This window comes from Gluconobacter vitians (genome assembly GCF_015244565.1).
GTDB classification, from domain to species: Bacteria; Pseudomonadota; Alphaproteobacteria; order Acetobacterales; family Acetobacteraceae; genus Gluconobacter; species Gluconobacter vitians.
Window position 1 is genome coordinate 1 of sequence record NZ_JABCQG010000051.1, and the last position, 3,772, is coordinate 3,772.

General features: G+C 58.1%; 5 protein-coding genes. 3 read left to right on the plus strand and 2 right to left on the minus strand.

Annotation, left to right across the window (positions count from 1 at the left end; genetic code table 11):
* The coding region (locus HKD24_RS14770; RefSeq protein WP_194260930.1) for an integrase core domain-containing protein at nucleotides 1–361 on the plus strand (361 nt) is incomplete at its 5' end.
* Here the strand turns inward: HKD24_RS14770 and HKD24_RS14775 are convergent.
* Complete coding sequence (locus HKD24_RS14775; protein ID WP_194260931.1) at nucleotides 350–988, minus strand: TetR/AcrR family transcriptional regulator; 639 nt, start codon at nucleotides 986–988, stop codon at nucleotides 350–352. The genes HKD24_RS14770 and HKD24_RS14775 overlap by 12 nt on opposite strands.
* Before the next feature lie 108 nt (nucleotides 989–1,096).
* Between HKD24_RS14775 and HKD24_RS14780 the strand changes: the two genes are divergently transcribed.
* A complete protein-coding gene (locus HKD24_RS14780; RefSeq protein ID WP_194260932.1) occupies nucleotides 1,097–1,663 on the plus strand; it encodes a hydrolase in 567 nt (188 codons plus the stop codon).
* A gap of 48 nt (nucleotides 1,664–1,711) precedes the next feature.
* Nucleotides 1,712–3,130, plus strand: a complete 1,419-nt coding sequence (locus tag HKD24_RS14785) for a DHA2 family efflux MFS transporter permease subunit (RefSeq protein ID WP_194260933.1) — start codon at nucleotides 1,712–1,714, stop codon at nucleotides 3,128–3,130.
* 281 nt (nucleotides 3,131–3,411) lie between these two features.
* On the opposite strand, the gene HKD24_RS14790 is transcribed toward HKD24_RS14785, so the two are convergent.
* A partial coding sequence (locus tag HKD24_RS14790) for an integrase core domain-containing protein (protein ID WP_194260934.1) occupies nucleotides 3,412–3,772 on the minus strand: 361 nt, incomplete at its 5' end.

The window sequence follows — 3,772 nt, forward strand, 5'->3', positions numbered from 1 at the left end:
GTTCGCTGATCAGCCCCGTAACCGCAATACGGCCTGGTCGCGTCCCATGCGCTTCGACATGATCTGCGAAGCCCACGGGATCGAACATCGTCTGACGAAACCCAATCATCCTTGGACGAACGGTCAGGTTGAGCGGATGAACCGGACAATCAAGGAAGCAACCGTCAAACGCTTCCATTACGACAGTCATGAGCAGTTGAGGACACACCTCAGCGATTTCATGGCAGCCTATAATTTCGGGCGAAGACTCAAGACCCTCAGTGGCCTCACACCTTACGAATATGTCTGCAAAATATGGACTTCAGAGCCAGAAAGATTCATCATCAATCCAACCCATCAAACCACGGGACTAAACACCTAAAGTGCGCCGAAACGGCTCCAGCCGGTCCGCGAGATAAAGACGGTGCATCCGCCGCAATTCGTCAGGCGCACCTGGCATCGTGGGCGCGTCCTTCGAGAGCATACCGCGCAACACTTTCATAGTGTTCAGAACGACCGCAGAAATGTCTTTCGCCAGCATCTCACCCAACCCTGGTGCACAGACACGCAACGCAGCCGCAATTCCAGCTATCGCATGTCCTCGTGCACGTTCGCGAATCTCCATCCTGTCGGTCCGGGCCTCCATCAGCGCGGACAGGGATTTCACGCGAGGATAAAGCGTGACAAGCAACTCGATCAGGACGTCCGCCAATGCTTCGGGCGACAGCGTGGCGGCACGTTTGGCGAGTGCCGCGTATTCGTCTTCCAGAACGGCGATATGCCGCTGCACCAAAGCGTCCGCGACCGCCTCCTTGTTTGGAAAGAAACGATAGAGCGAGCCGATCTTCGCCCCGGCGCGCGCGGCGATCTCCGCCATGGTCGTGGCCTCGTACCCTCGTTCCGCCATGAGATCAGACGCGGCCTCCAGCAATTCCTCAACGCGCTGACGCCCAGCCGCGCGCATCGGCTTAAGAGACGTCCGTTTACCCCTTGACGAATTTGAGTCCATCCTCAAATAATGCTCCTGCTTGAGTGTCTACTCAACTTACTAACGTTACCGCGTGTTCCGGACAATGGTTCGGGATGGCGGTTCTAACGCCGACAGGGATGTTTCTCCATGATTTCGCTTCAAGCCACCAAGACGGCTCTTGTCCTGATCGATCTCCAGAAGGGCATTACGGGGCTTCCCCTGGCTCCGACACCGGGTGCTTTGATTGTTGAGCGATCGAAAGAACTCACGGCGCGTTTCCGAACTGCCGGCGCACCGGTCATTCTGGTTAATGTAGCGTTCGCGCCTGATTTCGCCGATGCCGTGCATGCGGCTGTCGATCGCTCCTTTTCACCGCCTGGCGGCTTCGCACCAGACTGGGCTGAACTGGTCGACGGGCTTGCCGAACCGACCGATCTGCGTGTCACGAAGCGGCAATGGGGTGCCTTCTACGGCACGGATCTCGATCTTCAGTTACGGCGACGTGATATTACAACCATCGTGCTCGGCGGAATCGCCACCAATCTGGGTGTGGAATCTACCGCCCGAGCGGCGCATGAGCATGGATATAACGTTGTGCTCGTCGAGGATCTCATGTCCACCTTCACGGACGAGATGCAGCGCTTTGCCTGTGAGGAGATTTTTCCTCGCCTCGGCCGGGTGACGACGAGCGACGCGATCGCGCTGGATGCGTAAACGCATGGCTCATGTCTGCGCGTCTCGCGGTTCCCGGCGAGATCATTCATGAACGCCAGAACGTCGGCGCCAGGCTCAGACCCGGATCAACTGCCTCCGGGCATCTGGAAAATCGTGAGCGTCGCGGCGATAGGGTCTTTCATGGCGCAACTGGACGCCACGATCGTCAATGTGTCGCTTCCCGATCTCGTTACGACCCTGCACGCGCCGTTTTCGCACATTCAATGGGTGGTCAGCGGCTATCTGCTGGCGCTCGCCCTGACGTTGCCCCTGAATGGATGGCTCGTAAGCCGCCTCGGGGCGCGAGCGGTCTATTTATGGTGCTTCGGTGCCTTCACGCTGACATCAGGCCTGTGTGCGCTGGCGTGGTCTGCGCCGTCCCTGATCGTATTCCGTCTGCTGCAAGGTATGGCGGGCGGTCTGCTTGCCCCTATGGCGCAGATGACGGTTGCTCGTGTCGCGGGCCGACAGATGCCGAGGGTTGCGAGCGCAATGACGGCACCTGTTCTGCTCGCGCCGCTTCTTGGACCCGTCGCCGCCGGTGCCATTCTCTCCGTCGCGTCTTGGCGCTGGATCTTTCTTCTCAATGTTCCGGTCGGGCTCGCGGCCTTTATCCTCGCCGTCCTGTTTCTCCCTGACGATCGGCATGACGAGCGCCCCCGTCCACTTGACCTGACAGGGCTCGGATTTCTCGCGCCCGCTCTCGTCTCGTTTCTCTACGGCATGGATCATGTCGCCCGGCCTTATGGACAGGCGACCTTAGGCGCGTCCCTCGTGCTGTTCGTCCTGTATGTCAGATCCGCGCGACACAAGGGCGATGACGCGTTGATCGACCTGCGCCTGCTGCGTACGCCTGCCTTTTCGGTGTCGGCGGTCATCATGTTTCTGACGAACGGGGTGTCGTTCGCTGGTCAGATGCTTCTACCCGTATGGCTGATCCACGCCTGCGGTATCTCGCCCGAGCGGACGGGCCTGTTCATGGCACCCCTGGGTCTGGGGATGATGTGCGTCTATCCGCTCATTGGCCGTCTGAGTGAGCGGTTTGACGCGCGCGATCTGACCGGTTGCGGGGCTCTTTTGTCCTTTGTCGGAACAGTGATCCTGATGCTGCTCTCCTATAACGGTCTGAACGTCGTCCTGCTCACTATAGCGTTGCTGCTGCGTGGCGGAGGTGGGGGCGCCGTCGGTATTCCGGCGATGAGCGCGGGATATGCTTCTATCGCACGCGCGGATATCCCGATGGCAACGACCGCGCTGAACATCATGCAAAGGATCGGAGGACCGACATTGATCACAGCATGCGCCACGTTCCTTGGGTGGCGGCTTGCGACGGTCGGCCCGTCCCATGTCGCATCGGAGGTTTATGGCGAAACATTTGGGCTGCTCGCGTTATTTCATGGCGTCCTGCTGCTCGCCACGCGCTTCATCAGGCCTTCGGAAAAGAAACGCCAGTTCGGATCGAACTGAATCTGGCGGGCATTGATACTCGCCTGAGAGAATAAAAATCACCCAGGCAAGATGGGCCTGCATCGTCCGCTTTGCGGTCATTCGTTTGTGTTTCGGATTGTCCGACATGAGGGCGGAAGCAGCCTGTCTGCTTGTCACGCGCTAAGCGGACTTACCGGTTTCGCCTCATGTCGGACGCTGGACGTAGTATCTCAGAGGTCGTAAAGCCGACATTAAGTTGGCTGATCTACGCGACATACTCTTCGGCTGGTCAAATTATGCGCTTTCTGTTACTAATATGCTTAGGTGTTTAGTCCCGGGGTTTGATGGATTGGATTGATGATGAATCTTTCTGGCTCTGAAGTCCAGATTTTGCAGACATATTCGTAAGGGGTAAGGCCACTGAGGGTCTTGAGTCTTCGCCCGAAATTATAGGCTGCCATGAAGTCGCTGAGGTGTGTCCTCAACTGCTCGTGGCTGTCGTAATGGAAGCGTTTGACAGTTGCTTCCTTGATTGTCCGGTTCATCCGTTCAACCTGACCGTTCGTCCAGGGATGATTGGGTTTCGTCAGACGATGTTCGATCCCGTGGGCTTCGCAGATCATGTCGAAGCGCATGGGACGCGACCAGGCCGTATTGCGGTTACGGGGCTGATCAGCGAAC

Excerpts from the sequence above, each read along its gene's own strand:
- HKD24_RS14775 (WP_194260931.1), bottom strand. The coding sequence starts at position 988 with ATGGACTCAAATTCGTCAAGGGGTAAACGGACGTCTCTTAAGCCGATG.
- HKD24_RS14780 (WP_194260932.1), top strand. The coding sequence starts at position 1,097 with ATGATTTCGCTTCAAGCCACCAAGACGGCTCTTGTCCTGATCGATCTC.
- HKD24_RS14785 (WP_194260933.1), top strand. The coding sequence starts at position 1,712 with ATGAACGCCAGAACGTCGGCGCCAGGCTCAGACCCGGATCAACTGCCT.